Annotated in this window: 26 protein-coding genes and 1 tRNA gene; 13 read left to right on the top strand and 14 right to left on the bottom strand. The window is 66.4% G+C overall.

What is annotated here, in order from left to right:
* Nucleotides 1–7: 7 nt before the first annotated feature.
* The 6 genes from BLQ28_RS20165 to BLQ28_RS20140 form a co-directional block, all read right to left on the bottom strand.
* Nucleotides 8–1,165: an ROK family transcriptional regulator gene (locus BLQ28_RS20165; RefSeq protein WP_093243049.1), complete on the bottom strand. Its 1,158-nt coding sequence runs from the start codon at nucleotides 1,163–1,165 to the stop codon at nucleotides 8–10.
* 1 nt (nucleotide 1,166) lies between these two features.
* On the bottom strand, nucleotides 1,167–1,964 hold the full coding sequence (locus BLQ28_RS20160) for an ATP-binding cassette domain-containing protein (RefSeq protein ID WP_093243047.1): 798 nt from the start codon (nucleotides 1,962–1,964) through the stop codon (nucleotides 1,167–1,169).
* Between the two features lies 1 nt (nucleotide 1,965).
* On the bottom strand, nucleotides 1,966–3,156 hold the full coding sequence (locus BLQ28_RS20155; protein ID WP_093243045.1) for a sugar ABC transporter permease: 1,191 nt from the start codon (nucleotides 3,154–3,156) through the stop codon (nucleotides 1,966–1,968).
* 115 nt (nucleotides 3,157–3,271) lie between these two features.
* Nucleotides 3,272–4,294, bottom strand: coding sequence for a D-xylose ABC transporter substrate-binding protein (gene xylF, locus BLQ28_RS20150; RefSeq protein ID WP_093243043.1), 1,023 nt, complete (start codon nucleotides 4,292–4,294; stop codon nucleotides 3,272–3,274).
* A 180-nt stretch (nucleotides 4,295–4,474) separates the two neighbouring features.
* Complete coding sequence (locus BLQ28_RS20145; protein WP_256327376.1) at nucleotides 4,475–5,131, bottom strand: alpha/beta hydrolase family protein; 657 nt, start codon at nucleotides 5,129–5,131, stop codon at nucleotides 4,475–4,477.
* A 97-nt stretch (nucleotides 5,132–5,228) separates the two neighbouring features.
* Nucleotides 5,229–5,858 carry a response regulator gene (locus tag BLQ28_RS20140; protein WP_093243041.1) on the bottom strand — a complete coding sequence of 210 codons (630 nt, stop codon included), beginning with the start codon at nucleotides 5,856–5,858 and terminating at the stop codon, nucleotides 5,229–5,231.
* A gap of 233 nt (nucleotides 5,859–6,091) precedes the next feature.
* Here BLQ28_RS20140 and BLQ28_RS20135 point away from each other — a divergent pair, with 233 nt between their 5' ends.
* From BLQ28_RS20135 to BLQ28_RS20120, 4 genes are all read left to right on the top strand, one after another.
* Nucleotides 6,092–6,475, top strand: a complete 384-nt coding sequence (locus tag BLQ28_RS20135; RefSeq protein ID WP_256327375.1) for a RidA family protein — start codon at nucleotides 6,092–6,094, stop codon at nucleotides 6,473–6,475.
* Between the two features lie 390 nt (nucleotides 6,476–6,865).
* The gene (locus tag BLQ28_RS20130) at nucleotides 6,866–7,888 is read left to right on the top strand and encodes a thiamine pyrophosphate-dependent dehydrogenase E1 component subunit alpha (protein ID WP_093243037.1); all 1,023 of its coding nucleotides are present in this window, start codon (nucleotides 6,866–6,868) and stop codon (nucleotides 7,886–7,888) included.
* A complete protein-coding gene (locus tag BLQ28_RS20125) occupies nucleotides 7,879–8,844 on the top strand; it encodes an alpha-ketoacid dehydrogenase subunit beta (RefSeq protein WP_093243035.1) in 966 nt (321 codons plus the stop codon). The genes BLQ28_RS20130 and BLQ28_RS20125 overlap by 10 nt, the downstream gene beginning before the upstream one ends.
* 15 nt (nucleotides 8,845–8,859) lie before the next feature.
* Nucleotides 8,860–9,282 carry a MarR family winged helix-turn-helix transcriptional regulator gene (locus BLQ28_RS20120; RefSeq protein WP_093243033.1) on the top strand — a complete coding sequence of 141 codons (423 nt, stop codon included), beginning with the start codon at nucleotides 8,860–8,862 and terminating at the stop codon, nucleotides 9,280–9,282.
* A gap of 23 nt (nucleotides 9,283–9,305) precedes the next feature.
* Here the strand turns inward: BLQ28_RS20120 and BLQ28_RS20115 are convergent, their stop codons facing one another.
* Nucleotides 9,306–10,076 carry an SDR family oxidoreductase gene (locus tag BLQ28_RS20115; RefSeq protein WP_093243031.1) on the bottom strand — a complete coding sequence of 257 codons (771 nt, stop codon included), beginning with the start codon at nucleotides 10,074–10,076 and terminating at the stop codon, nucleotides 9,306–9,308.
* A gap of 123 nt (nucleotides 10,077–10,199) precedes the next feature.
* Between BLQ28_RS20115 and BLQ28_RS20110 the strand changes: the two genes are divergently transcribed.
* Both BLQ28_RS20110 and BLQ28_RS20105 read left to right on the top strand, forming a co-directional pair.
* Entirely contained in the window at nucleotides 10,200–11,126 is a 927-nt protein-coding gene (locus tag BLQ28_RS20110; protein WP_093243029.1) for a LysR family transcriptional regulator, read from the top strand.
* A gap of 61 nt (nucleotides 11,127–11,187) precedes the next feature.
* Complete coding sequence (locus BLQ28_RS20105; RefSeq protein ID WP_093243027.1) at nucleotides 11,188–12,216, top strand: Bug family tripartite tricarboxylate transporter substrate binding protein; 1,029 nt, start codon at nucleotides 11,188–11,190, stop codon at nucleotides 12,214–12,216.
* Nucleotides 12,217–12,237: 21 nt separating this feature from the next.
* Here BLQ28_RS20105 and BLQ28_RS20100 read toward each other — a convergent pair whose 3' ends face one another.
* Together BLQ28_RS20100 and BLQ28_RS20095 are read right to left on the bottom strand one after the other, a co-directional pair.
* Nucleotides 12,238–12,561: a DUF1840 domain-containing protein gene (locus tag BLQ28_RS20100; RefSeq protein WP_093243467.1), complete on the bottom strand. Its 324-nt coding sequence runs from the start codon at nucleotides 12,559–12,561 to the stop codon at nucleotides 12,238–12,240.
* Between the two features lie 12 nt (nucleotides 12,562–12,573).
* Nucleotides 12,574–13,842, bottom strand: a complete 1,269-nt coding sequence (locus BLQ28_RS20095; RefSeq protein WP_093243025.1) for an SAM-dependent methyltransferase — start codon at nucleotides 13,840–13,842, stop codon at nucleotides 12,574–12,576.
* 118 nt (nucleotides 13,843–13,960) lie between these two features.
* On the opposite strand from BLQ28_RS20095, the gene BLQ28_RS20090 reads away from it, so the two are divergent.
* The 6 genes from BLQ28_RS20090 to BLQ28_RS20065 are packed head-to-tail and all read left to right on the top strand — an operon-like array spanning nucleotide 13,961 to nucleotide 20,898.
* Nucleotides 13,961–16,345, top strand: a complete 2,385-nt coding sequence (locus BLQ28_RS20090; protein ID WP_093243023.1) for a bifunctional salicylyl-CoA 5-hydroxylase/oxidoreductase — start codon at nucleotides 13,961–13,963, stop codon at nucleotides 16,343–16,345.
* Nucleotide 16,346: 1 nt separating this feature from the next.
* On the top strand, nucleotides 16,347–16,826 hold the full coding sequence (locus BLQ28_RS20085) for a MarR family winged helix-turn-helix transcriptional regulator (protein ID WP_093243021.1): 480 nt from the start codon (nucleotides 16,347–16,349) through the stop codon (nucleotides 16,824–16,826).
* Entirely contained in the window at nucleotides 16,823–17,677 is an 855-nt protein-coding gene (locus BLQ28_RS20080) for an enoyl-CoA hydratase family protein (RefSeq protein ID WP_093243019.1), read from the top strand. The genes BLQ28_RS20085 and BLQ28_RS20080 overlap by 4 nt, the downstream gene beginning before the upstream one ends.
* Nucleotides 17,678–17,681: 4 nt before the next feature.
* Nucleotides 17,682–18,875 carry an acyl-CoA dehydrogenase family protein gene (locus BLQ28_RS20075; RefSeq protein ID WP_093243017.1) on the top strand — a complete coding sequence of 398 codons (1,194 nt, stop codon included), beginning with the start codon at nucleotides 17,682–17,684 and terminating at the stop codon, nucleotides 18,873–18,875.
* Nucleotides 18,876–18,880: 5 nt separating this feature from the next.
* Nucleotides 18,881–20,503, top strand: a complete 1,623-nt coding sequence (locus tag BLQ28_RS20070; protein WP_093243015.1) for an AMP-binding protein — start codon at nucleotides 18,881–18,883, stop codon at nucleotides 20,501–20,503.
* Complete coding sequence (locus BLQ28_RS20065; protein ID WP_093243013.1) at nucleotides 20,500–20,898, top strand: RidA family protein; 399 nt, start codon at nucleotides 20,500–20,502, stop codon at nucleotides 20,896–20,898. The genes BLQ28_RS20070 and BLQ28_RS20065 overlap by 4 nt, the downstream gene beginning before the upstream one ends.
* 33 nt (nucleotides 20,899–20,931) lie before the next feature.
* Here BLQ28_RS20065 and BLQ28_RS20060 read toward each other — a convergent pair whose 3' ends face one another.
* Entirely contained in the window at nucleotides 20,932–21,876 is a 945-nt protein-coding gene (locus BLQ28_RS20060; protein ID WP_371126697.1) for a GlxA family transcriptional regulator, read from the bottom strand.
* Nucleotides 21,877–22,038: 162 nt separating this feature from the next.
* On the opposite strand from BLQ28_RS20060, the gene BLQ28_RS20055 reads away from it, so the two are divergent.
* Complete coding sequence (locus BLQ28_RS20055) at nucleotides 22,039–22,674, top strand: HD domain-containing protein (protein WP_371126690.1); 636 nt, start codon at nucleotides 22,039–22,041, stop codon at nucleotides 22,672–22,674.
* A 101-nt stretch (nucleotides 22,675–22,775) separates the two neighbouring features.
* Here BLQ28_RS20055 and BLQ28_RS20050 read toward each other — a convergent pair.
* The 4 genes from BLQ28_RS20050 to rpsD form a co-directional block, all read right to left on the bottom strand.
* Nucleotides 22,776–22,852: transfer RNA gene (locus tag BLQ28_RS20050), tRNA-Met, on the bottom strand.
* Between the two features lie 18 nt (nucleotides 22,853–22,870).
* Complete coding sequence (gene rplQ, locus BLQ28_RS20045; RefSeq protein ID WP_093243007.1) at nucleotides 22,871–23,269, bottom strand: 50S ribosomal protein L17; 399 nt, start codon at nucleotides 23,267–23,269, stop codon at nucleotides 22,871–22,873.
* A 93-nt stretch (nucleotides 23,270–23,362) separates the two neighbouring features.
* Nucleotides 23,363–24,352, bottom strand: a complete 990-nt coding sequence (gene rpoA / locus BLQ28_RS20040) for a DNA-directed RNA polymerase subunit alpha (RefSeq protein ID WP_093059385.1) — start codon at nucleotides 24,350–24,352, stop codon at nucleotides 23,363–23,365.
* Between the two features lie 142 nt (nucleotides 24,353–24,494).
* The gene (gene rpsD / locus BLQ28_RS20035) at nucleotides 24,495–25,118 is read right to left on the bottom strand and encodes a 30S ribosomal protein S4 (RefSeq protein ID WP_009124826.1); all 624 of its coding nucleotides are present in this window, start codon (nucleotides 25,116–25,118) and stop codon (nucleotides 24,495–24,497) included.
* Nucleotides 25,119–25,244 lie beyond the last annotated feature (126 nt).

The raw sequence follows: 25,244 nt of genomic DNA, 5'->3' as shown, positions 1-25,244 counted from the left end.
CGAAGGCTCAGGCCGTGGCAAGGACCTGAGCGGCGCGCGCGCGGCGCGTCCGCGCGTCGGGTTGCAGGGGCCGGAGATATTCATGCAGGGCGAGCGCGGCCGCGCCCACCGCCGGCGCCAGCGCGTCGTAGCGCGCGGTGCGCAGGTCGGGTGCCGGCATGCCGGCCCCATCGGCGTGGTGCTTGACGCCCTCGAACGCGGCCTGCGCAAAGCCGCGATGTTCCGCGCAGGCCTTGCCGCCGAGCACGATGGCGCGCGGATTGAAGGTGACCCACAGGTTCTGCAGCAGCACGCCGAAGAAGGCAGCGGCGCGTTGCACGTCGGCGCCCTCGCGCTCGAGCACGCGCGAGCCGAAGAAGGCTTCGGCGCAACCGCGCCGGCCGCATGAGCACAAGGGGCCGTCGAGCTGGAGGATGGTGTGGCCGATCTCGCCGGCCATGCCCTGCGCACCGGTGAAGAGGCGGTCGTTCAGCACCACGCCGGCGCCCACGCCCACGTCGCAGTTGACGAAGATCAGCGGGTCTTCGCCCTCGCCCGCCGCGAACTCGTACTCGCCGAGCACGGCGGCGTCGGCGTCGTTCTGCAGTTGCACCGTCACGCCGGGCAGGCCGACCGCGGCAAAGGCTTTTTCGAGTGCCGGCAGCAGGTTCACGTTGCGCCAGCCGAGGTTGGGCGCGAAGCGGACCACGCCGGTGCAGTCGTCCACCGCGCCGGGCACGCACACGCCGATGCTCGACAGGCGCAGGCCCAGTGCCTGCAGATGCGCGTGCGCCGCCGCCGCCATGCGCGCGACCTGCGCGCACACGCCGGCCGGGGAGCCATCGGTCAGCGCATGCGTGTCCGAGTACAGCACCTCGCCCTGCAGCGAAACGCAGACGAGGCGCACGGTCTCGACGGCGATCTCCACGCCCATCAATGCGCGCACGCCGACGTTGATTTCGAGCGGCGTCGAGGGCCGCCCCAGGCCATCGGCCACGGCGGCGCCCGATTCGCTCAGCCAGCCTTCGTCGATCAGCTCGCGCACCAGCAGGCTCACGGTCGATTTGGTGAGGCCGCTCTCGGTGGCCAGCCGTGCGCGAGACAGGCCCGGCTGCGCGCGCAGCAGCCGCAGCAGCACGCTGCGGTTCATGCGCTTGAGCAGTTGCTGGTCGCCGATGGTCTTCACGTCAGGCAGCCACGACGGTGTCGGCGTGGTGGGCTTGCTCTTTTCCTTCGGGCCGCTTGCCCGCGATGATCATGCCCAGCACTTCGTCTTCGGTCACGTCGGCGGTGCGGTAGGTGCCCACCAGCTTGCCGTTCTTCATGACCGCGAGACGGTCGCTCAGCGAGAACACGTCGGGCATGTCGTGCGTGATGAGGAAGATGCCCACGCCATCGGCCTTGAGCTGCTTCACGAGGCCGCCGACCATCGCGGTTTCTTCGGGGCCGAGCGCGGCGCAGGGCTCGTCCATGATGAGGATGCGCGCGTTGAAGTACAACGCCCGCGAGATCGCCACCACCTGCCGCTGCCCGCCCGAGAGGCGACGCACCGGCACGCGGATGTTGGTGAAGTTCTTGTTGAGGCGATGGAACACCTTGCGCGCCTGCACTTCCATGAAGTGGTCGTCGAGCGTGTTCCAGCGGGTCATCTTCTCGCGGCCGAGGAAGAGGTTGGACACGGAGTCGAGGTTGTCGGCCAGCGCGAGCGTCTGGTAGATGGTCTCGATGCCTTGTGCCTGCGCCTCGGAGGGCGTGCGGATGTGGACCTTTTCGCCCGCGATGAGCGTGTCGCCCGAGTCGATGGGGTAGGCGCCCGCGAGCATCTTCATGAGCGTGGACTTGCCCGCGCCGTTGTGACCGAGCAGCGCGACCACTTCGCCGGGGTAGAGGTTCACGCTCACGCCGTCCACGGCCTTGACGCCGCCGAAGGACTTGCGGATCTCGCGCAGTTCGACGAGGGGTTTGGAGGTATCGATGTCGGCCATGTCAGTTCTCCCCGAACTTGCGGCGGTAGAGCACGTCGAACACCACCGCCACGATCAGCACCTGGCCGATGATGACCATGCGCTTGCCGATGGGCACGTCGAGCAGCAGCATGCCGCTGTCGAGCGACTGCATGATCAGCGCGCCCAGCACCGAGCCGAAGATCGAGCCGCTGCCGCCCGCAAGCGCGGTGCCGCCGATGACGGCCGCCGCGATCACGTACAGCTCCATGCCCGTGCCCAGCGAGTTGGTGCCCGCGTTGAGCCGCGCGATCGACACGATGGCCGCGATGGTGACCAGCACCGCCAGCAGCGCGAACAGCATCAGCGTGACGCGCTTGACCGGAATGCCCACCAGCGCCGCCGCGTCGGGGTTGCCGCCCATCGCGAACACGTAGCGGCCGAAGCGCGTGCGGTGCACGATGAACGACAGCACGATGGCCACCGCGGCCCAGATCAGCACCGGGATCGGAATGCCCTGCGGCTCGCTCTTGGACGAGATCTGGTAGTTGTTCATGACCGCCGCGAAGACGAACACCACGGCCACCGGCACGGCCGTAAGCAGGATGTCGAGCCACAGCGCCTCGGTCGGCATGTCGTAGCGCTGGCGCGCGCGGCGCTTTTGCACCATGCGCCCGAACAGCACCAGCGCCACCAGCCCCGCGAGCACCCAGCTCGCCGTGGTGCCGATGCCGCCGTCGTAGCCGCCGCCCAAGCGCTGGAAGAATTCGTCGTTGACGGGCTGCGTCTTGCCGTCGGCCACCAGGAAGGCCGCGCCGCGGAACGACATCAGCCCGCCGAGCGTGACCACGAACGAAGGCACGCCCAGCACCGCCGTGAGCCAGCCCTGGTAGATCGACACCAGCAGCGCCACCGCGAGCCCCGCAAGGCAGGCCGTGGGCCACGACCAGCCCGAGGTGTATTGCAGGTACGCGATGAGCACGCCGACGAAGCCCATCACCGAGCCGACCGACAGGTCGATGTGGCGCGCCACGATGATGAGCACCATCACGGTCGACACGATGCCGACCACGGCCGTCTGCTGCGCGACGTTGTAGAGATTTTCGGGCGACAGGAACACGCCGCCCGACATGACGCTGAAGACCACGCCCATGGCCACCAGCAGCAGGCACATCAGGATCAGCCGCAGGTCGATGCCCGTGCGGCGCCACCAGCCTGGCGTTTCATTGCTCATTTTTTGGATACCCCCTTGAAGCGGATGCGCGAGAGCGTCCCGGCCGGGCCTCGGGAGCCCGGCCTGACGCCTGCATCGCGCGGATTGACGACTGCCGGTGTCGGCCTGCCTTGCCTTACTTGCAGGCTGCGGGCGCGCTGGCGCCCGTGGCGCCCTTGCACAGCTCGTCCTTCTTGATCCAGCCGGCCTTGACGATCACGTCGAGGTTGTCGCGCGTGATCGGCACCGGCGTCAGCAGGCGCGAGGACAACGAGATCTTCTTGGCGCCGCCGGCCCATGGCGCGGCCTTGTCGACCGGCTTGCCGGCCGCCAGTGAAACGGCAGCGATGGCGGCTTCGCGGCCGAGTTCGCGCGAGTCCTTCCAGATGGTGGCGGTCTGCGTGCCGAGCGCGATGCGGTTGAGCGCGGCGAAGTCGGCGTCCTGCCCCGACACCGGAATGCCGCGGATGCCCTTGGCCGTGAGCGCCGCCACCGCGCCGCCGGCCGTGCCGTCGTTGGCCGCGACCACCGCATCGACCTTGTTGCCGGCCTTGGTGAGGATCTGCTCCATGTTCTTCTGCGCGACCTCGGGCTTCCAGCCTTCCGTGTATTCGTCGCCGACGATCTTGATGTCGCCCTTCTTGATCGCGTCCGCCAGCACCTCTTGCTGGCCGGCGCGCAGGAAGTCGGCGTTCGGGTCGCTTGGCGAGCCCTTGATGATCACGTAGTTGCCCTTGGGCTTGACCTTGAAGACCTCGCGCGCCTCCATGCGGCCGACCTCGACGTTGTCGAAGGTGATGTAGAAAACGCCGGGCGCCTCGATCAGCCGGTCATACGCGATCACGGGCACCTTCTGGCGCGTGGCCTTGGTGACGGCGGGCAGGATCGCGTCCTTGTCCATCGCCAGCACGATGAGCGCCTTGGCGCCCTTGGACATCAGGCCCTCGATGTCGCCCAGCTGCTTTTCGGGCGAGCCGCCCGCATCGGCACTGATGTACTTGGCGCCGAGCTTTTCCAGCTCTGCCTTGATCGCGGCTTCGTCGGTCTTCCAGCGCTCTTCCTGAAAGTTGGACCAGCTCACGCCGACCACGGTCTGCGCCAACGCGCCCACTGCCGTGAGACCGAAAGCCATGGCGGCCAGGGTGTGTTTCAGTTGCATCGATGTCTCTCCAGAGTTGGTTCGCCCGACAAGAAAGCCGAGTAAGAAATTAGTTAGTTTGAAGGGCGAACTAACTATCCCATCTGGGCTGGGCACTGGGCATCCGGGAATTCCCGGAGCGCTTTCCGCAAGTGCGTTGCGCCCGCGCGCGGCCGGCGAACGGCTGTTTCGCAGGCGGTTTCAGCCGATGTGCCAGGCCTGCGTCCACACGGCGATGCCGTCGAGCAGTTCGTCCAGCGCGTCCTCGTCGGTGCGCCCTGAGCGCTTGAGCACCTGGAACGAGTGGTCTGCGCCATCGATCTCCAGCACGGTGGCGATGGGGCCCAGCGCCTGTGTGACCGCATGGAACTGCGCCGGCTCGGCCAGCGTGTCGCGCGGACCGTGCGCGAAGAGCATCGGCACATCGACGTCCTGCAGATGCGCCGCCCGCGCGGCCGAGGCCGATGGCGCTCCCGAGGGATGCAGCGGAAAGCCGAGAAAGACGAGCCCCTGCACGCCGGGCAGCGGCTCCAGCGCATGGGCTTGCGAGGTCATGCGCCCGCCGAACGATTTGCCGCCGGCAAAGAGACGCAGCCCGCCGAAGTGCGCCGACGCACAACCCACCGCCGCGCGCACCGTGGCGTGCGCCAGGGCCGGCGCGTCGGTGCGCTTGCTGCCGCGCTCCATGTAGGGAAACTGGTAGCGCAGCGTGGCGATGCGGCGCTGCGCGAGCCCTTCGGCCACCGCTTGCATGAACGGATGCGTCATGCCCGCACCGGCGCCGTGTGCCAGCACATAGCAGGCTTCAGGCGAGGGCGGCGACACGGCGAGGGCCGACACGACGGTGTCGGGTGCCACGGAAATGGAAAGGGGATGGGTGGTGATCACGGCCGCAGTTTGCCCAAGATCCAGAGCCCCAAAACCGAAGACTCGCGAACGGTGCGCGGCCGCCCGCTCAATCGATCAGCTGCGTCTTGATGGCGTAGTACGTCAGGTCGCTGTTGGTGGAGAGGTTCATCTTCTCCATCAGCCGCGTGCGGTAGGTGCTGATGGTCTTCACCGACAGCGACAGCGCCTCGCCGATGCTGCCCACCGACTCGCCCTTGGCGAGCTTGAGGAACACCTGGAACTCGCGCTCCGACAGGTGCTTGTGCGGCGCGCCGTCCTTGCGTTCGAGCTGGCCCGCGAGCAGATCGGCGACCGAGGCCGAGATGTAGCGGCGCCCCAGCGCCACCGTGCGGATCGCCCTGGCGATTTCTTCCGGCTCGCATTCCTTGTTGAGGTAGCCCGACGCGCCCTGGCGGATCAGGTTGACCGCGTAGTGCTCCTCCGGGTAGCCGCTGAGGATCAGCACGCCGAGTTCGGGCGCCTTGGCGCGCACCATCGCGAGCGCGTCGATGCCGCTCTGGCCGGGCATGGACAGGTCCATCACCAGCACGTCCATGTCGGCGGTGCGCACGAGGTCGATGGCTTCGCGGCCGGAGCCGGCTTCGCCGACCACGCGGAAATCGACGAAGGTTGAAAAGAAGGCCTTGAGGCCCGCGCGGACGACGGCGTGGTCGTCGACGATGCCGATCTTGATCATGGAATGTGTGCCTCCGGGCAGGTTCATGGACGCAAGAAGCGCCGGGGAATGCCCCACCATGCCACACGCATCCGCCGATCGGGCGGCGCCGGCGCGGGTCGGGCTGTTGTCCTGCACCGGAACGCTGGCATGTCTTTCGGCGGCGTAGGAGCCGTGCGCGTTCGGGCGTGCCTGGCGCACCGGTCGTCGCCTGAATGCGGCATGCTGCGGCCGCTCAACCCCGGAGAAAACACGTGAAGCATTCGAACCCACCCGCCCTGCATCCACCGACCGGCTACAGCCATGTGGTCGAAGTCGTCGCGCGCCGCACGCTCTACGTGTCGGGCCAGATCGCGCTCGACGCCGAAGGCCGACTGGTCGGGCCCGACGACCTGCACGCACAGACGACCCAGGTGTTCGAGAACCTGCGCACCGCGCTCGCCGCCAGCGAGTCCGGCCTGCGCGACGTGGTGAAGCTCACGGTGTTCGTGAGCGACATGTCCCGGCTCGCCGCGTTCCGGGAAGCAAGGGACCGGTTCTTCTCGGCGCCGCTGCCCGCATGCAGCCTCGTGGAAGTTTCGAGGCTTGCGCGACCGGACCTGCTCATCGAAATCGAAGCGGTGGCCGTCGTCGAATGAGCCGCTTTTTCACCGTGCAGTGCCGCATCGCTTCCGCGCTTCTTCTTTCTTAATTCTTCTTAATTAAATTAGTAGTAGTAGATAGGGGTAAACCCGATCTGTGGACAGTGCACTTTTTCCCTTGGCTGACAACGACTTGTCATGCCCGTGTCACTGTGTGCACCCGTGCTTCCGAGCTGTCTCGAAAAGAAGAACAACTTGGGCGCGGTCGATCCGACTGTGGATAACCGTGACTTTGTGCCGAAACTGTCCCCAGAGTTTTCCCTTGCGTGCGGCGCGCGATGTCGCGCCCGATGCCGCGGCCGCGCCGGGGTAAGCCCGCTGCATCCATTCCATCTCGCTTGATACGATTTTTGTCAAAGCGCCGATTCCCAGGGCGTTGGAGACAAGATGGACCCGAGCATTCCAGGCCGCGCCGGCAAGGCGCTGTACCGCGTCATGGTGCGCATCCGCGCCTTCGAGAACGCCGCCGAAACGGCCAGCCAGGGCGGCGTGAGCGCCTATGGCCAACAGGCCGCCGGCGCCGCCAAGGTGCGCGGGCCGCTGCACCTCTCGACCGGGCAGGAGGCGGTGCCGGCCGGCGTCTGTGCGCACCTGCGAGCGAGCGACTACCTCACCTCCACCCACCGAGGCCACGGCCACACGCTGGCCAAGGGCGCCGACCTCACTCGGATGATGTGCGAGCTGTTCGGCAAGGCCACGGGCTTCAACGGCGGCAAGGGCGGCTCGATGCACATCGCTGATTTTTCGGTCGGCATGCTCGGCGCCAACGGCGTGGTCGCAGCCGGTTTGCCGATCGCGGTGGGCGCGGCGCATGCGCAGAAGCTGCTCAAGAAAAGCGACGACATCACCGTCTGCTTCTTCGGCGACGGCGCCATCAACCGCGGCCCCTTTCTCGAAGCGCTGAACTGGGCGCGCGTGTACGAGTTGCCGGTGCTCTTCGTCTGCGAAGACAACCGCTGGAGCGCGACCACCGCGAGCGGCCCGATGACGGCCGGCGACGGCGCCTCGGCGCGCGCCGCGTCGATGGACATCGCGGCCACGCAGGTCGATGGCAACGACGTGTTCGCGGTGCACGCGGTAGCCGCGCGGCTGGTGGCCGAGGTGCGCGCCGGCGGCGGGCCGCGCCTGCTGCACGCGCTGACCTACCGGGTGAAGGGCCATGTGTCGGTCGACCTCGCGGCCTACCGCGACCCGGCCGAACTGGCCGCCGCGCTGGAAACGGACCCGATCGCGCGGGCGCGCGGACATCTGCTGTCGATGGGCATCGCCGCCGCAACGCTCGACGCCATCGAGAACGCGGCGCGCGACGAAGTCGACACCGCGCTGGCCGTGGCCAATGCCGCGCCCTGGCCCGATGCCAGCGCCGCCTTCACCGACGTGCAGACCATCGGAGCGGGCCAATGGCATTGAAGAAAGAACTGAGTTATTCCGAGGCCGCGGCGCTCGCGATCCAGCACGAGATGGAGGCCGACCCACGCGTGGTCGTGCTCGGCGAAGACGTGGGCCGCGGCGGCATCTTCGGCCAGTACAAGGGGTTGCAGCAGACCTTCGGCGCCGAACGCGTGATCGACACGCCGATCAGCGAGGCCGCGATCATGGGCGCCGGCGTGGGCATGGCGCTCGCGGGGCTGCGGCCGGTGGTCGAGATGCGCGTGGTCGACTTCGCGTTGTGCGGCATGGACGAGCTGGTGAACCAGGCCGCCAAGAACCGCTTCATGTTCGGCGGCCAGGGCCGCGTGCCGCTGGTGGCGCGCATGCCCGGCGGCATCTGGGACGCCTCGGCAGCGCAGCATTCGCAGTCGCTCGAAGCCTGGTTCGCGCACCTGCCGGGCGTGGTGGTGGTGAGCCCTTCGACGCCGCAGGACAACCACAGCCTGCTGCGCGCCGCGCTGCAGTGCGGCGACCCGGTCGTCTACATCGAGCACAAGACGCTGTGGGGCCTGCGCGGCGAAGTCGACGAAAACATCGACGTGCCGCTGGGCAAGGCCGCGCGGGTGCGCGAAGGCAACGCGCTCACGCTGGTGAGCTGGAGCAAACAGATGCAGGCCTGCGCCGCCGCCTGCGATGCGCTGGCGGCCGAAGGCATCGCGGTCGACCTGATCGACCTGCGCACGCTCTGGCCGTGGGACCGCGAGACGGTGCTGTCGTCGTGCGCGCGCACCGGCCGGCTGCTGGTCGTGCACGAGGCGGTGCAGGCCGCGGGCTTCGGCGCCGAGATCGCGGCCAGCGCGGCGGAAGCCACGGGCTGCCGCGTGGCGCGGCTGGGTGCGCCGCGCATTCCGGTCGGCTATGCGCCGGTGCTGGAGGCGCAGTCGCGCGTCGGCACCGAGGCCATCGTGGCCACCGCGAAGAAGCTGCTCGGCTGACGACGGCGCCGCGCCATGGACCCGCTCTTCTTCAAGCTGGTTCGGGTGGTCAACCTCACGGCGCGGCCGTTCCACGAACGCGTCGGCCGCGCGCACCAGCTCACGCTGAACGAGTGGCGGACCATGGCGGTGCTCGCGGCGCAGCCGGGGCTCAGCGCCACGCAGATCGCTGACCAGACGGGCCTCGACAAGATGGCAGTGAGCCGCGCGCTGGCCGGCCTGAAGCATCACCAGCGCGTGCAGCGCCGCGGCGATCCGACCGACCAGCGCCGTGGCCGGCTCTACCTCACGGCCACCGGCAAGGCACTGCACGACACGGTGAGCGCGCTCGGCCGGCAACGCGAGGCGGAGCTGTTCGCCGGCCTCGATGCGAAAGAACTGGCCCGGCTGGACGCGACGCTCGACAAGCTGATCGCCGCCGTGCAGCACGCCGGATAGCCCGGCGCAAACGACTCGGGGGCTCAGGCGGCAAAACCACCGTCGATGTTGATGCTGGCGCCCGTCACGAACGCCGCTTCCGGGCTCGCCAGATACGCCACCATGCCGGCGATTTCTTCCGGGTGTCCGTGGCGCGGCAGCGCCATCAGGCCATGCATCGCGGCGGCGTTCGGGCCGTCGACCGGGTTCATGTCGGTGTTGACCGGGCCGGGCTGCACATTGTTGACCGTGATGCCGCGCGGCCCGAGATCGCGCGACAGGCCCTGCACCAGCCCGACCAGCGCCGACTTGCTCATCGCGTAGGCACTGCCGCCGGGCCAGGGCATGCGCTCGGCGTTGGTGCTGCCGATGTTGATGACGCGGCCGCCTTCGCCCATGTGGCGCGAGGCTGCCTTGGCCGCCACGAACACGGCGCGCACGTTGATGTCCAGCGTCTTGTCGAAGTCTTCGAGCGAGAACTCGTCGAGGGTGCCGCCGAGGAACACGCCAGCGTTGTTGACGAGGAGGTCGATCTTGCCGAGCGTGCGGGCCGCCTCGTCGATGCCGGCGGTCAGCGCGGCGGCGTCGGCGCTGTCGATCTTCAACGCGAGTGCGCGGCCGCCTTCGGACTGGATGCTGCGCACGAGTTCGTCGGCCGGGGCGCTGGAGCTGGCATAGCTGAAGGCCACGGCGGCGCCGTCGCGCGCCAGCCGGCGAACGATGGCGGCGCCGATGCCGCGCGAGCCGCCGGTGACGAAGGCGACCTTGCCAGCCAGGACGGGAGAAGAAGAGGAGGAAGAAGCGTTGGAAGCCATGATTTTTCCGATCGGTGTGTGGAGGAATGACTTCAGTGTCGGGATTCCACTCCTGCTCCGGCAGCCATCAATCGGCGCAATCAAATTCAACCAAAGGTTGAAGATGGCGTTGAAAATGCGCCCATGGAACCGCTCAATCACCTCGAATCCTTCGTGCAGAGCGCGGAGGGCGGCAGCTTCTCGGCCGCGGCACGACGCCTGGGCCTCACGCCGGCGGCGGTCAGCAAGAACGTCGCGCGGCTCGAAGCGCGGCTCGGCGTGCGGCTGTTCCAGCGCAGCACGCGCCGCCTGACGCTGACCGAAGGCGGCGAGCGTTTTCTCGCGCAGATCGGCGGCGCGCTCGCCACCTTGCAGGAAGCCGTGGCCGGCATCGACAAGGACGACGGCCAGCCCGCCGGCACGCTGAAGGTGAGCATGGGCCAGGCCTTCGGCCGCGAGCATGTGCTGCCGATGCTGGGCGACTTCCTCGCGCGCTACCCGGCCATCCAGCCGGACTGGCATTTCGACAACCAGCAGGTGGACCTTGTCGGCGAAGGTTTCGACGCGGCCATCGGCGGCGGCATCGAGCTGCCGGCCGGGCTGGTGGCGCGCGAGCTGTCGCGCATCCATGTGGTCGCGGTCGCGGCGCCGGCGTACCTGCAAGGGCGCGCGCTGCCCGAGCAGCCCGCCGACCTGGCGCGGCTCGACACGCTGCTGCGGCGCTCCTCGCCCACCGGACGGCTGCGCAGCTGGACCTTGCGCCATGCGAACGGCGAAGAAACCGCGGTCGATCTGCCGCGACCGCGCGCGATCTTCAACGACCCCGAGGCCATCGCGCATGCCGCGCTGATGGGCCTGGGTGTCGCGATGCTGCCGATGCCTTTTGTAGAGCGCGGCCTGCGCAGCGGCGGGCTGGTGCGGCTGCTGCCCGAATGGCACCAGGACGCGGGCACCGTGTGGCTTTATTACCCGAGCAAGAAACTGCTGCCGCCCAAGACGCGCGTGTTCGTCGATTTCGTGTTGGAACGCTTTCGCAACGAGCGCTTCGCGCAGCGGATGCAGGTCGCGTAGGCGGCAACCCACGGGGTTTTTACCCGCGACGCGGGCGGCGCTCCCCTGTACAACCGCGCGCATGACTTTTCTCTCTTCCTCTTCCTTTTCGTTGAATCGCCGCGGCGTGCTCGCGGCTTCGGTTGCCGCGGCCGTCACGCTGATGGCCGCTCCTTCGTGGGCGCAGAGCACGTGGCCGACCAAGCCGGTGCGCATCGTCGTGCCCTTCGCGGCCGGCGGCACCACCGACATCCTGGCGCGCGCCGTGGCGCCCGAACTGTCGAAGGCCTTCGGCCAGCAGTTCATCGTCGACAACCGGCCGGGCGCCGGTGGCAACCTGGGCGCCGAGATCGTGGCGCGCGCGCCGAACGACGGCTACACGCTGCTGATGGGCACGGTGGGCACGCACGGCATCAACCGCGCGCTGTACCCCAAGCTGCCCTTCGATCCGATCAAGGACTTCGCGCCGATCACCCTGGTGGCGGCCGTGCCGAACGTGATGGAGCTGAACGCCGAGAAGGCCAAGACGCTGAACATCCACAACGTGCAGGACTTCATCAAGTACGCCAAGGCCAACCCCGGCAAGCTCAACATGGCGTCGAGCGGCAGCGGCACGTCGATCCACCTGGCGGGCGAGCTGTTCAAGAGCATGACGGGCACCTTCATGGCGCACATCCCGTACAAGGGCTCGGGCCCGGCGCTGCTGGACATGGTGGGCGGCAACGCCGACGTGATGTTCGACAACCTGCCCTCGTCGATGGCGCAGATCAAGGCCGGCAAGCTGACGGCGCTGGCCGTGACCAGCGCGCAGCGCTCGCCGGCGCTGCCCGACATTCCGACGGTGGCCGAAGTGGGTGGCCCGTCGCTCAAGGGCTACGAGGCGAGTTCGTGGTTCGGGCTGCTGGCACCGGCCGGCACCTCGCCCGAAATCGTGAACCGGATTCAGCAGGAGGTGGCCATGTCGCTCGGCACCCCGGCCATCAAGGAAAAGATGCTGGCCCAGGGCGCGATCCCGAGCGGCAATTCACCGGCCGACTTCACGAAGCTGATTGCCAGCGAGCACGTGAAGTGGGCGAAGGTCGTCAAGGACTCCGGAGCAAAGGTCGACTGACAAGAAGCCTGAGGCCGGGCCTCAGGTCTTCCAGGTCACGTCCTTCTTTTCGGCCAGCGAATCCTTGAGCATGTGAAGCAGGGGGGCTGCACGCTGGTGCAGTCCGACATGCTGCTTCTCGGCGTCGGCCGCATGGCCTTCGACGGCGTAGTCGTCGTTGTTGTGGGCATTGCTGCCTTCGCGCGCCAGCGCGCCTTCAAGGGCGGAGATGGCGCCGGGGATCTGCTCGACCGTGATGATGCCCTGGGGCGCCACCGACTTGCCGACGATGTCGAGCAACTGGCGCGCATGCACTTCGAGCATCACGAAATCAGCGGAAGCCCGGGACTGGAAGCGATAGAGCATGGTGTTTTTCACTCACTTGTAGATGTAGTCACGGGCAAAAGGGTACACCGATTGCGCGCCACGCAAAACGCCATGTTCGACCTTGCCGTCGGGCTTGGTGGAAAGCATCTGGTGCAGCGAGATCCAGCCCTGCTCGAAGCTCATCGCCGAACCCGCGAGGTAGAGGCGATAGGCGCGCAGCACGCGCTCCGCGTTCTCGCCCTGCCGGCCGCCGCTGCGCCGCAGCACTTCGCGCGCCGTGTCGAGCTGCGCCTCGAGCGCATCCGACCAGGCCCAGAGCGTGCGTGCGTAATGCGGGCGCAGGCTCTCGGTGTCGACCATCTCCAGGCCGGCCGCCGCCGTCTCGCGCAGCACGTGCGTCACGTGCAGCAGCTCGCCGCCCGGGAAGATGTACTTCTCGATGAAGTCGCCCATGCCCGCGCCCAGCTGGCGGTAGTTGAGCTCGCCCGAGGTGATGCCGTGGTTCATGACCAGGCCGCCGGGCTTGAGCAGCGAATGGATCTTGCGGAAATAGGTCGGCATGTTGGCCGCGCCCACGTGCTCGAACATGCCGACCGACGAGATCTTGTCGAAAGGCCGGTCGGCCGGCACCTCGCGGTAGTCGCGCAACTCGACGCGTACGCGGCCCTGTAGGCCTTTCTCCTCAATCAGGCGCTGCACGTGCGCATGCTGGTTTTTCGACAGCGTGATGCCGGTGGCGTCCACGCCGTAGTGCTCGGCGGCCCACAGCAGCAGCGCGCCCCATCCGGAGCCGATGTCCAGATAGCGCTCGCCTGGCTGCAGCATGAGCTTGCGGCAGATGTGGTCGAGCTTGGCCTCTTGCGCCTGCGCCAGCGTGAGGTCGGGTGTACGGAAATACGCGCACGAATAGACCCGGCGCGGATCGAGCCACAGCGCATAGAAATCGTCGGAAACGTCGTAGTGGAACTCGATCTGGGCCGCGTCCTTGCGCAGCGAGTGCGAGCCGTGCGACTTGGCCATGTGCTGCAGGCGGCTCCACCAGCCGGTGTCTGTTTCGGCCGGGTTGCCGGGCAGCATGCCGACAGTGGCATCGATCAGGTCGCGCATCGCGCCTTCGATCTGCACCTTGCCCTCGACATAGGCCTCGCCGATGGCGCCGACCTGGCGGGCTGCCAGCTTGGCCAGCACCGCCCACTCCTTGAAGGCCAGGGTGACGCGGGCTCCGGCCTGGGCTACGCGACGGCCATCCGGCAGTTCCAGCGCGATGGGGACAGGCAGCGAAGCCAGCTGCGACTCGATCTTGGGTATCAAGTTTTGCATGGGGCTCATGGTATTGATTTTTACAAGGCTTTGCATCCCCGCCCCGCAACCGGACGCAACCAGCGGCCGCAACCATTCGGCATTGACAGCAGATTGTTTATGTCTAAACTATTGAACCATGAACAGCCTAAGCCACGTCCGCCCCGCTCCTGCCTCGGACCTCCAACGCATCCTGTGCATCGGCGGCGGGCCGGCCGGGCTTTACTTCGCCCTGTTGATGAAAGCGCGCAACCCGGCGCTGCAGATCACGGTGGTGGAACGCAACCGCCCCTTCGATACTTTCGGCTGGGGCGTGGTGCTGAGCGACCAGACGCTCGGCAACCTCAAGGCGGCCGACGCCGACACCGCGGCGCTCATCGGCAACGAGTTCCATCACTGGGACGACATCCAGGTCTTCTTCAAGGGCCGCCAGGTGCGCTCGGGCGGCCACGGCTTCTGCGGCATTGGCCGCAAGCGCCTCCTGAACATCCTGCAGGAGCGTTGCCTCGCGCTGGGCGTCGACCTCGTGTTCGAGACCGACGCCACCGACGACCAGGCGATCGCCGCGCAGTACAACGCCGACCTCGTCATCGCCAGCGACGGCCTCAACAGTCGCATCCGCCAGCGCTACGCCGATGTGTTCAAGCCCGACGTCGACCTGCGCAACTGCCGCTTCGTGTGGCTCGGCACGCACCAGACCTTCGACGCCTTCACCTTCGCCTTCGAGCAGACCGAGCACGGCTGGTTCCAGGCGCACGCCTACCAGTTCGACGACAAGACTTCGACCTTCATCGTCGAGACGCCCGAAGCCGCGTGGAAGGCCCACGGCCTCGACCAGATGGAGCAACCCGAAGCCATCGCCTTCTGCGAGAAGCTGTTCGCCAAGTACCTCGGCGGCCACTCGCTCATCAGCAATGCCACGCACCTGCGCGGCTCGGCCAACTGGATCCGCTTTCCGCGCGTGGTGTGCGAGCGCTGGACGCACCGCATCGACGTCAATGGCCGCTCAGTGCCCGTGGTGCTGATGGGCGATGCAGCCCACACCGCACACTTCTCGATCGGCTCGGGCACCAAGCTCGCGCTCGAAGACGCGATCGACCTTGCCAACGAATTCGCGCAGGGCGGCACCGTCGATCACGTGCTCGAAGGCTATGAGGCACGCCGCAGCGTCGAGGTGCTGAAGATCCAGAACGCCGCACGCAACTCCACCGAATGGTTCGAGAACGTGCCGCGCTACACCGGCATGCAGATCGAGCAGTTCGCATACTCGCTGCTCACGCGCTCGCAGCGCATCAGCCACGAGAACCTGCGCGTGCGCGACACGCAATGGCTCGGCGGCTACGAAGAATGGCTCGCGGGCGGCAAGGCGATGGCGCCGATGCTCATGCCCTACAAGGTGCGCGGGCTCACGCTGAAAAACCGCATCCTGGTGTCGCCGATGGCCACCTACAGCGCGGTCGATGGCGTGCCGCAAGACTTCCTGCTGGTGCACCTGGGCGCACGCGCGCTCGGCGGTGCCGCGATGGTGTTCGTCGAAATGACGAGCCCGACGCCCGAAGGCCGCATCACGCCAGCCTGTACTGGCCTCTACAACGACACGCAGCAAGCCGCGTTCAAGCGCATCGTCGATTTCGTGCACACGCAGTCGAGCGCGAAGATCGCGATGCAGCTCGGCCACAGCGGCCCCAAGGGCTCGACGCGCGTGGGCTGGGAAGGCACCGACGAGCCGCTCGCAGAAGGCAACTGGCCGCTGCTCGGCGCAAGCGCATTGCCCTACGGCGAACAGAACCAGTTGCCCGCCGCCATCACACGCGTCGAGATGGACACGCTGCGCGACCAGTTCGTCGACTCCACGCGCCGCGCCGTCGAGTGCGGCTTCGACTGGCTCGAACTGCACTGCGCGCACGGCTACCTGCTGTCGGCCTTCATCAGCCCGCTCACGAACCAGCGCACCGACGAATACGGCGGCGACATCGAAGCGCGCTGCCGTTATCCGCTCGAAGTGTTCCGCGCCATGCGCGCCGTGTGGCCGCAAGACAAGCCGATGAGCGTGCGCATCTCGGCGCACGACTGGGCACCCGGCGGCAACACCGATGCCGACGCAGTCGTGGTCGCGCGCCTCTTCAAGGAAGCCGGCGCCGATTTCATCGACGTGTCTTCCGGCCAGACCACGCGCGCCGCCAAGCCGATCTATGGCCGCATGTACCAGACGCCGTTCTCGGACCGCATCCGCAACGAGGTCGGCATCTCGACCATCGCGGTCGGTGCGATCACCGACGCGGACCAGGCCAACAGCATCATCGCGGCCGGCCGTGCCGACCTCTGCGCCATTGCGCGCCCGCACCTGGCAGACCCCGCATGGACGCTGCACGAAGCCGCCAAGCTGCAAAGCCGCGACGTCGACTGGCCCAAGCAGTACCTCAGCGGCCGCGACCAGATGTACCGCGAGATCGCCAAGCAGCAGCAGATCGCTGCCGCGAACGCCGCGATGGGCACCGCACCGAACCCCGAGGAGACACACTGACATGGACCTCGAAGCGCGCGCGCACAGCGAACACCCCGAAGCCCTGCGGCTCTGGCTGCGGTTGCTCACCTGCACACAACTCATCGAAAAGCAGGTGCGCAACGAATTGCGCTCGCAGTTCTCGACCACGCTGCCGCGCTTCGACCTGATGTCGCAGCTCGAGCGTTCGCCCGACGGCCTGAAGATGAACGAGCTCTCGCGCCGGATGATGGTGACAGGCGGCAACGTCACCGGCATCACCGACCAGCTCGTGACCGAAGGGCTGGTCGAGCGCATCAACGTCGAAGGCGACCGCCGCGCCTGGCGCGTGCGCCTGACGCCACGCGGCCGCAAGCTCTTCAACGAGATGGCGCAGCAGCATGAAGACTGGATCGTCGAGGCCTTTGCGGGCCTCAGCGGCAAAGAGATCTCGCAGCTCCACAAGCTGCTCGGCAAGGTCAAGCAACACTCACACAACCAATTGATGGCGGAGACCGAATGAAGCACTACATCGGCGCAAGCAACCCCATGCGCGCGCAATTCGAAGCGAAGGCAGCCTACAAGGCCGAGCACTTCGCATGGCACTACGAAGCGGGCGTGGGCACGATCACGCTGAACCGGCCCGAGCGCAAGAACCCGCTGACCTTCGACTCGTACGCCGAGCTGCGCGACCTGTTCCGCGCACTGACCTACGCCACCGATGTGAAGGCGATCGTGGTCACGGGCGCGGGCGGCAACTTCTGCTCGGGCGGCGACGTGCACGAGATCATCGGTCCGCTCACCGGCATGCGCATGCCCGAGCTGCTCGAGTTCACGCGCATGACGGGCGACCTGGTGAAGGCGATCCGCGCATGCCCGCAGCCGATCGTGGGCGCGATCGATGGCGTGTGCGCCGGTGCCGGCGCGATGATCGCGCTGGCCTGCGACCTGCGCTACGGCTCGCCCGCCACGCGCACCGCCTTCCTCTTCACGCGCGTCGGCCTGGCCGGCGCGGACATGGGTGCGTGCGCACTGCTGCCGCGCGTGATCGGCCAGGGCCGTGCATCGGAGCTGCTATTCACCGGCCGCGCGATGACGGCGCAGGAAGGCCACGCCTGGGGCTTCTTCAATGCGCTGCACGAAAGCGCCGCCCTGCTCGATGCCGCCACCAAGGTAGCGCGCGAGCTGGCCGAAGGCCCGAGCTTCGCGCATGGCATGACCAAGACCATGCTGTCGCAGGAATGGTCGATGACCATCGACCAGGCCATCGAAGCCGAAGCCCAGGCACAGGCCATCTGCATGCAGACCGAAGACTTCAAGCGTGCGTACGAAGCCTTCGCGGCCAAGCACAAGCCGGTGTTCGGTGGGGACTGACGCCATGATGACCAAGATCCCCGCACCACCTTCGACAGCGCACCTTGCGCTGCCGTTCTTCGATGAAGCGCATCGCGCGCTTGCGCACGACCTGCTGCCTTGGTGCGCGGCGCAAGAGGTCGACGAGCGCGACGACCGCGCGGCCTGCCGCGAATGGGTGCGCCGCCTGGGCGATGGCGGCTGGCTGCGCTATGCCGTGCCCGGCAGCGCGGGCGGTGCGCTGGAGCGTCTCGATTCACGCGCGCTCGTGCTGTTGCGCGAAACGCTGGGCTACCACTCGCCACTTGCCGACTTTGCCTTTGCGATGCAGGGGCTGGGCAGCGGCGCGATCACGCTCGCCGGCACGCCCGAGCAGCAATCGCAGTACCTCACGGCGGTCGGCAAGGGCGGGAAGATCGCTGCCTTCGCACTGAGCGAACCCGATGCTGGTTCTGATGTGGCCGCGATGGCCATGCGCGCCGAACCCACAGCCGACGGCTGGCGCCTGAACGGCCAGAAGACCTGGATCAGCAACGGCGGCATCGCCGACTTCTATTGCGTGTTCGCCAAGACCGATCCCACGGGCGGCACGCGCGGCATCACCGTGTTCATCGTCGATGCAACGACGCCCGGGCTCGACACCTCGGCGCACATCGACGTCATGGCACCGCATCCGTTGGCCACGCTGCGCTTCGACAACTGCATCGTGCCGCGCACGGCACAGCTGGGCGAACTCAACGGCGGCTTCAAGCTGGCGATGCGCACGCTCGACATCTTCCGTGCATCGGTTGCGGCCGCAGCGCTCGGCATGGGGCGTCGTGCACTGGCCGAAGCCATCGCGCATGCGAAGAGCCGCCGCATGTTCGGGCAGACGCTCGCCGACTTCCAGCTCACGCAGGCCAAGCTCGGCGAGATGGCCGCGCTGATCGACAGCGCCGCATTGCTCACCTACCGCGCCGCATGGATGCGCGACGACGCCGAACGGCGCGGTGCACCCGCGGTGGGCGACGTGTCGGCCGCGGCGGCAATGGCCAAGATGTGCGCCACCGAGAACGCGAGCCGCGTGATCGACATGGCGCTGCAGATGCACGGCGGCCTGGGCGTGAAGGTTGGCACGAAGATTGAGAGCCTCTACCGCGACATCCGCTCGCTGCGCATCTACGAAGGCGCGACGGAGGTTCAACAACTGATCATTGGCAAATCCGTTCTGCGGGGATAAATACCGTGTCTGCCCAAGTCGACCGCTTCGTTCACGACCGCCTGCCGCCTGCACAGCAGTTGCCGGTCTTTCGTTATGACCTGCCAGAGCTTCAGCTGCCCGACCAGTTGAATCTGGTGGAGGAGCTGCTCGACAAGGCGGCCGCGAAGGGTTTCGGCGACAAGCCGATGCTGCGATCGCCGCAAGGCACGCTCACGTATGCGCAGGCTGCGCTCGAGGTCAATCGCATCGCGCAGGTGCTGACGGAAGACCTCGGCCTCGTGCCAGGCAACCGCGTGCTGCTGCGCGGCGGCAATTCGGTCGCGATGGCGCTGGCATGGCTTGCAGTGGTCAAGGCCGGCTTGATCGCGGTGGCGACGATGCCGCTGCTGCGCGCCAAGGAACTGGGCGAGATCATCGAGAAGTCGCGCCCCGTGGCCGCGCTGTGCGACGGGCGGCTGCTCGACGAACTCGTGGCGGCGCAGCAAGCGCATCCGGTGCTCGCGACGGTGATTGCCTTCAACAAGCCAGATGCGCCGGATTCACTGTCCGCACGCGCGGCGGGCAAGAGCGGCGTTTTCAGCCCATGCCCGACGGCGGCCGACGACATCGCGCTGCTCGCCTTCACTTCAGGCACCACCGGCAAGCCGAAGGCGCCTGTCACCACACACCGCGATGTGCTCGCGATGTGCGAGACCTGGCCGCGCCATGTGCTGAAGGCGCGCAGCGACGACATCGTGGTGGGCTCGCCGCCACTGGCCTTTACCTTCGGGCTCGGTGGCTTGCTGATCTTTCCGATGTGGGCGGGTGCCTCGGTGTACTTTGCGGATGCGCCGTTCACGCCCGAAGGGCTGGTGAAGCTCATCAACCAGGTCGGCGCGACCATCTGCTACACCGCGCCGACCTTCTATCGCCAGATGGCGCCCTTCGTGCGCCAGCACGGCATGCCGAGCCTGCGCATCAGCGTGAGCGCGGGCGAGGCACTGCCGGACGCGACGCGCCAGCTGTGGAAAGAAGCCACGGGCATCGAGATGCTCGACGGCATCGGTGGCACCGAGGTGTTCCACATCTACATTTCCGCGGCCGGCAACGAGGTGCGCAAGGGCGCGGTCGGCAAGGCGGTGCCGGGCTTCACCGCGAAAGTGGTGGACGACCAGGGCAATGAGGTGCCGCACGGCACGGTCGGCAAGCTGGCATTGCAAGGACCGGTCGGTTGCCGCTACCTGGACGATCCGCGCCAGGCCGACTACGTGAAGAACGGCTGGAACTACCCCGGCGATTCTTTCGTGCAGGACGACGACGGCTACTTCTTCTACCAGGCGCGCGCCGACGACATGATCATCACCGCCGGCTACAACGTCGGTGGCCCCGAGGTCGAAGACGCGCTGCTCAAGCACCCGGCCGTGGCCGAGTGCGGCGTGATCGGCAAGCCCGATGCCGAGCGCGGCATGATCGTGAAGGCTTTCTGCGTGCTCAAGCCGGGCAACGAAGGCAATGCCGCGCTGGTGAAGGCGCTGCAAGACCACGTGAAGGCGACGATCGCGCCTTTCAAATACCCGCGGGAGATCGAGTTCGTGGCGGCCTTGCCGCGCACCGAGACCGGCAAGCTCCAGCGATTCAAACTGAGACAACTGAACACCACACCATGATCCACAAACTTCTTCAACCCGAGGGCTGGTTGCCTCCCAAGGGCTATGCAAACGGCGTCGCCGCGCGCGGCACGACGCTGTTCGTCGGCGGCCAGATCGGCTGGAACGGACAGCAGCAATTCGAGTCGGACGACTTCATCGACCAATGCGGCCAGGCGCTGCGCAACATCGCCGAGGTGCTGCGCGCGGGCGGCGCGGGCCCCGAGCACATGGTGCGCATGACCTGGTACGTGACCGATCGCGACGAGTACAGCCGCCGTCTTGCCGAGCTGGGCCCGGTGTACCGCGATGCGATGGGCCGCAACTTTCCGGCGATGACCTGCGTTCAGGTGGCAGCGCTGGTCGAGCACCGCGCCAAGGTCGAGATCGAGGTGACGGCGGTCATTCCGGACTGATCGCGCTTTCTCCGCGCCACGTCGTCGTTGTCGTTACTCGATGGCGTGCGCGTAGCGCTTGCGGTACTCCGCCGGCGTGATGCCAACCTGGCGCTGGAATGCGCGGCGCAGGGTGTCGACATCGGCGAATCCGCATTGCGATGCCACCTGCTTGGGCACCACGTCGCCCGCCTCCAGCAGGCGGCGCGCGACGGCCACGCGTGTTTCTTCCACCCACACGGCGGGCGTGACGCCCACCTCCTGGCTGAACAAGCGCGCGAAGTGGCGGCTGCTGAGGCCCATCCGGCTGGCGAGTTGCCCCACGCTGTGGTCCATCGCAGGATTCGCGGCAATCCAGCGCTGCACCTCCTGCAACGCAGACCGGCCTGTTGGCGCAGCCTCGCCCTTGCGGCTGAACTGCATCTGTCCACCAGGGCGCTTGAAGAACATCACCAATTGCGATGCAACCTTCATGGCGATCTCGCGGCCGAGGTCTTCCTCGACAAGCGACAGTGACAGGTCGAGACCCGCGGTCACGCCGGCGGCGGTGCGCAGCCGACCGTCACGCACATGGATCGCATCGGCATCGACCGTGACCGATGGGAAGTCGTGGGCCAGTTGGTCGGCCACGGCCCAATGCGTGGTCACGCGACGGCCGCTCAGGAGCCCCGCCTGCGCGAGCACGAAGGCACCGCTGCACACCGAGCCGAAGCGGCGCACCTTGGGCGTGAGCTTGCGCAGCCACATGCCGACATTGGCGTCGAAGACAGTGTTCGCGGCCCGCGGAGAGCCCGCCACGAGCAGGGTGTGGATCGGGTCTTCGATCTCTTCTTCACCGACGACCGCATCGGGCATCAGGCGCGCGCCGGAAGAACTGCGGACCGCGCCCGGCTGGCTTGCGATGACGAGCAGCCTGTAGGCGTTCATTCGCGCTTGCACGTTCGCTTCGGCGAACACGTCGAGCGGGCCCGACACGTCCAGCAACTGGACGCCCGGCATGGCGAGGATCGCAATGGTCTTGGTGGTTGTTCGCACGGCGCTTGTGTCTCTTTCGGCGATGCAATGGCTTGATTCGTCGCTTTACGTCTGTTGAGGACACTTTAGCCGACTCCTAAAGTTGTTCCCACACTTTCAGGAGAAATCCACATGGCTTTGACGACGATGACCATCGAAGGGGTGTCCGTCCCCGACAGCAAGCTCGCACGCGAGATCACGGAACTGGTTCGGGACACGGCGCCGCCGCTGCTGTTTCATCATTCGAGCCGGGTCTACTACTTCGGCGCACTCGCCGGAAAGCACCGTGGCCTGGTTTTCGACCCGGAGCTGCTTTATGCGGGCGCCATGTTCCATGACATGGGACTCGTGCAGAAACACAGCAGCGCGCACGAGCGCTTCGAGGTCGATGGCGCGAACGTGGCGCGCGATTTTCTGCGTGGCCATGGCATTTCGCAGCAGGAAGTCGACCTGGTCTGGACCGCGATCGCGCTGCATACGACGCCGGGGATCCCGCAGCACATGCATCCGGTGGTTGCACTGGTCACGGCGGGCGTCGAAATGGACGTGCTGGGCCTGACCTATCCGGAATACAGCGAGGCGGAGCGCACGCAGGTCGTGCACGCGCATCCACGCAGCGAGCACTTCAAAGAGGACATCATCCAGGCCTTCTACGACGGCATCCAACACAAGCCCGAGACCACCTTCGGCAACGTGAAGGCCGACGTGATCGCGGACAAGGAGCCGCACTTTCACCGAGTCAATTTCTGCAGCGTGATTCGCTGCTCGGCCTGGCACGGTTGAGAAATTCGAAAAATAAAAAAGCCCTCATTGCGAGGGCTTGATTCATTCAATTGACTGGCCAAAGAAAAAAGGCCCTTTGAAATTCAAAGGGCCTTTTAAATTGGTTGCGCGAGCAAGATTTGAACTTGCGACCTTTGGGTTATGAGCCCAACGAGCTACCAGGCTGCTCCATCGCGCGGCAAGATGGAATTATAACTTATTCTGCAGCGCCTTGGGCGGCATCTGCTTCTTTAATTTCAGGACGGTCGACCAGTTCGACCAGAGCCATCGGCGCGTTGTCGCCCACGCGGAAACCCATTTTCAGGATGCGCGTGTAGCCGCCCGGACGAGCCGCGAAACGCGGGCCCAGATCGGCGAAGAGCTTGACGACGCTGTCGCGGTCGCGCAGGCGGTCGAAGGCCAGGCGCTTGTTGGCGAGCGTGGGCTTCTTGGCAAGCGTGATCATCGGTTCGATGACGCGACGCAGTTCCTTGGCCTTGGGGACCGTGGTCTTGATGACTTCATGCTCGATGAGCGAATTCATCATGTTCTGCAGCATCGCAAGGCGGTGCGAGCTGGTGCGGTTGAGTTTGCGAAGTCCGTGTCCGTGACGCATGGTGCTTTCCTTTACTTTATAAAAACAGGCAGCCGTGTCAGGTACTGCCCGGTGCACTGGCCCTTTTCAGGGGGCCTCTTTCAAAAATTCAAATCAACGCTTGTCGAGACCGGCCGGCGGCCAGCTTTCGAGCTTCATACCCAAGGTCAGGCCGCGCGAAGCGAGGACTTCCTTGATTTCGTTGAGCGACTTGCGACCCAGGTTCGGGGTCTTGAGCAGCTCGTTTTCGGTGCGCTGGATCAGATCACCGATGTAGTAGATGTTTTCGGCCTTCAGGCAGTTGGCCGAACGCACGGTGAGTTCGAGCTCGTCGACAGGGCGCAGCAGGATCGGGTCGAATTGCTGGGCGCTGCGCGGTGCCGGTGCATCGAATGCAGCCAGTTCGCCGCCTTCGAGCTGCGCGAACACAGCGAGCTGTTCGACCAGGATTTTAGCCGAAGCGCGCACGGCATCTTCAGCGGTGATCGCACCGTTGGTTTCGATCTCGACCAGCAGCTTGTCCAGGTCGGTACGCTGTTCGACACGGGCGCTTTCGACCGTGTAGCTCACGCGCTTGACGGGCGAGAACGAAGCGTCGAGAACGATACGGCCAATCGACTTGGTCGGCTCGTCGGCGTAGCGGCGCATCGTGCCGGGCACGTAGCCGCGACCCTTTTCAACCTTGATCTGCATGTCGAGCTTGCCGCCTTGCGACAGGTGCGCGATCACGTGATCGGGGTTGATGATCTCGACGTCGTGCGGCGTCTGGATGTCCGACGCCAGCACCGGGCCTTCGCCGTCCTTGCGCAGGCTCAGCGTGACTTCGTCGCGGTTGTGGAGCTTGAACACCACGCCCTTGAGATTCAGAAGGATGTTGACGACATCTTCCTGCACGCCGTCGATCGACGAGTACTCATGCAGAACGCCAGCGATCGTGACTTCAGTGGCCGAGTAGCCCACCATGGACGACAGCAGAACGCGACGCAGCGCGTTGCCGAGCGTGTGGCCGTAGCCGCGCTCGAAAGGCTCGAGCGTGACCTTGGCCTTGTTGGGGGCAAGTTGCTCGACCTGGATGGTCTTGGGTTTCAGCAGGGTGGTTTGCATGCAGACTTCCTCTCAATACCCCCGGCTCGTTACACCGGTAAGGCTGGTGAAGCACCTGATCCGCGGCAAAGCACGGAGCAGGAACGTGAACAACAATAACAATCTCCCGCACGCGCCACAGGGCGGGTGCGGGTAGAAAAAATCAACGCGAATACAGTTCGACGATCAGCGATTCGTTGATGTCGGCTGCGAATTCGTCGCGATCGGGGACCTTCTTGAAGGTGCCTTCGGCCTTGTCGGCATTCACATCGACCCAGGCCGGAATACCGACTTGCTGGGCGAGTTGCAGTGCTTCGACGATGCGGTTCTGCTTCTTCGACTTGTCGCGCACGGCGATCACGTCGCCGGTCTTGACCAGGTACGACGGGATGTTGACCGACTGGCCGTTCACCGTGATCGCCTTGTGCGATACGAGTTGACGTGCTTCAGCGCGGGTCGAGCCGAAGCCCATGCGGTAGACGACGTTGTCCAGGCGCGATTCGAGAATGAACAGCAGGTTGGCGCCGGTGTTGCCACGGCGGCGGTCAGCTTCTTCGAAGTAGCGGCGGAATTGCTTTTCCAGCACGCCGTACATGCGCTTGACCTTCTGCTTTTCACGCAGTTGCAGACCGTAGTCCGACGTGCGCTGACCCGAAGTGCGACCGTGCTGGCCGGGCTTGGAGTCGAACTTGGCCTTGTCTTGAATGGAGCGACGGGCGCTCTTCAGGAACAGGTCGGTGCCTTCACGGCGGGAAAGTTTGGCCTTGGGGCCGAGGTAACGTGCCACGATTCTTCCTTTGTGTATCTGCCGCAGGTGCCTGCGGGAGCCATCTGCGAGACGCGGGTGGCGGTGGGCTTAGTTAAAAAACAAATGCGCAGCCGCTCGAAAGCTGGCTGCGCCTTGCGGACTGAC

It is taken from the genome of Variovorax sp. EL159, from assembly GCF_900100965.1.
Classification (GTDB): domain Bacteria; phylum Pseudomonadota; class Gammaproteobacteria; order Burkholderiales; family Burkholderiaceae_C; genus Variovorax.
Note: the sequence above shows the minus strand (reverse complement) of the source record. Positions and strands in the feature narration are given on the sequence as shown.

Bases quoted from the DNA above. Each gene is read 5' to 3' on its own strand.
- BLQ28_RS20160 (WP_093243047.1), bottom strand. From the start codon at position 1,964: ATGGCCGACATCGATACCTCCAAACCCCTCGTCGAACTGCGCGAGATC.
- BLQ28_RS20155 (WP_093243045.1), bottom strand. From the start codon at position 3,156: ATGAGCAATGAAACGCCAGGCTGGTGGCGCCGCACGGGCATCGACCTG.
- xylF (WP_093243043.1), bottom strand. From the start codon at position 4,294: ATGCAACTGAAACACACCCTGGCCGCCATGGCTTTCGGTCTCACGGCA.
- BLQ28_RS20140 (WP_093243041.1), bottom strand. From the start codon at position 5,858: ATGATCAAGATCGGCATCGTCGACGACCACGCCGTCGTCCGCGCGGGC.
- BLQ28_RS20130 (WP_093243037.1), top strand. From the start codon at position 6,866: ATGGACCCGAGCATTCCAGGCCGCGCCGGCAAGGCGCTGTACCGCGTC.
- BLQ28_RS20125 (WP_093243035.1), top strand. From the start codon at position 7,879: ATGGCATTGAAGAAAGAACTGAGTTATTCCGAGGCCGCGGCGCTCGCG.
- BLQ28_RS20120 (WP_093243033.1), top strand. From the start codon at position 8,860: ATGGACCCGCTCTTCTTCAAGCTGGTTCGGGTGGTCAACCTCACGGCG.
- BLQ28_RS20115 (WP_093243031.1), bottom strand. From the start codon at position 10,076: ATGGCTTCCAACGCTTCTTCCTCCTCTTCTTCTCCCGTCCTGGCTGGC.
- BLQ28_RS20110 (WP_093243029.1), top strand. From the start codon at position 10,200: ATGGAACCGCTCAATCACCTCGAATCCTTCGTGCAGAGCGCGGAGGGC.
- BLQ28_RS20105 (WP_093243027.1), top strand. From the start codon at position 11,188: ATGACTTTTCTCTCTTCCTCTTCCTTTTCGTTGAATCGCCGCGGCGTG.
- BLQ28_RS20100 (WP_093243467.1), bottom strand. From the start codon at position 12,561: ATGCTCTATCGCTTCCAGTCCCGGGCTTCCGCTGATTTCGTGATGCTC.
- BLQ28_RS20095 (WP_093243025.1), bottom strand. From the start codon at position 13,842: ATGCAAAACTTGATACCCAAGATCGAGTCGCAGCTGGCTTCGCTGCCT.
- BLQ28_RS20090 (WP_093243023.1), top strand. From the start codon at position 13,961: ATGAACAGCCTAAGCCACGTCCGCCCCGCTCCTGCCTCGGACCTCCAA.
- BLQ28_RS20085 (WP_093243021.1), top strand. From the start codon at position 16,347: ATGGACCTCGAAGCGCGCGCGCACAGCGAACACCCCGAAGCCCTGCGG.
- BLQ28_RS20080 (WP_093243019.1), top strand. From the start codon at position 16,823: ATGAAGCACTACATCGGCGCAAGCAACCCCATGCGCGCGCAATTCGAA.
- BLQ28_RS20075 (WP_093243017.1), top strand. From the start codon at position 17,682: ATGATGACCAAGATCCCCGCACCACCTTCGACAGCGCACCTTGCGCTG.
- BLQ28_RS20065 (WP_093243013.1), top strand. From the start codon at position 20,500: ATGATCCACAAACTTCTTCAACCCGAGGGCTGGTTGCCTCCCAAGGGC.
- BLQ28_RS20060 (WP_371126697.1), bottom strand. From the start codon at position 21,876: ATGCCGGGCGTCCAGTTGCTGGACGTGTCGGGCCCGCTCGACGTGTTC.
- BLQ28_RS20055 (WP_371126690.1), top strand. From the start codon at position 22,039: ATGACCATCGAAGGGGTGTCCGTCCCCGACAGCAAGCTCGCACGCGAG.
- rplQ (WP_093243007.1), bottom strand. From the start codon at position 23,269: ATGCGTCACGGACACGGACTTCGCAAACTCAACCGCACCAGCTCGCAC.
- rpoA (WP_093059385.1), bottom strand. From the start codon at position 24,352: ATGCAAACCACCCTGCTGAAACCCAAGACCATCCAGGTCGAGCAACTT.